The following is a 572-nucleotide window of genomic DNA, read 5'->3' as shown; positions in this document are numbered from 1 at the left end:
GGCGGCAACACCGCCGTCGAGGAAGCCCTGTACCTGTCCAACATCTGCCGCAAGGTCACCCTGATCCACCGCCGCGACAAGTTCCGCGCCGAGCCGATCCTGGTCGACAAGCTGATGAGCAAGGTCGAAAACGGCAACATGGAACTGAAGCTGTTCCACACGCTGGAAGAAGTGCTGGGCGACGACAGTGGCGTCACCGGCGTGCGCGTGCGCCACGTCGACACCGGCGCCACCGAAGACCTGAAGGCCACCGGCGCCTTCATCGCCATCGGCCACCAGCCCAACACCGAGATCTTCCAGGGCCAGCTCGAAATGAAGGACGGCTACATCGTCACCAAGAGCGGCCTGTCCGGCATGGCCACCATGACCTCGGTCCCGGGCGTGTTCGCCGCCGGCGACGTGCAGGACCACGTCTACCGCCAGGCCATCACCAGCGCCGGCACGGGCTGCATGGCCGCCCTGGACGCACAACGGTGGCTGGAGAATGCGGGGCAATAAGGTCGGCGCGGCCGACCTGAAACGCCTCAAGAAAGACCTGCAGGCCGAGCAGGAGCGCGCCGCCCTCGCCCAGC

General features: G+C 66.6%; 1 protein-coding gene. It reads left to right on the top strand.

What is annotated here, in order from left to right:
- Positions 1–498: NAD(P)/FAD-dependent oxidoreductase (locus DNK89_RS23795; protein ID WP_161958988.1), on the top strand; the 498-nt coding region annotated here is incomplete at its 5' end.
- Between the last annotated feature and the right edge of the window lie 74 nt (positions 499–572).

Source organism: Acidovorax sp. ST3, from assembly GCF_003231145.1.
Taxonomy (GTDB): domain Bacteria; phylum Pseudomonadota; class Gammaproteobacteria; order Burkholderiales; family Burkholderiaceae_C; genus Acidovorax.
Note: the sequence above shows the minus strand (reverse complement) of the source record. Positions and strands in the feature narration are given on the sequence as shown.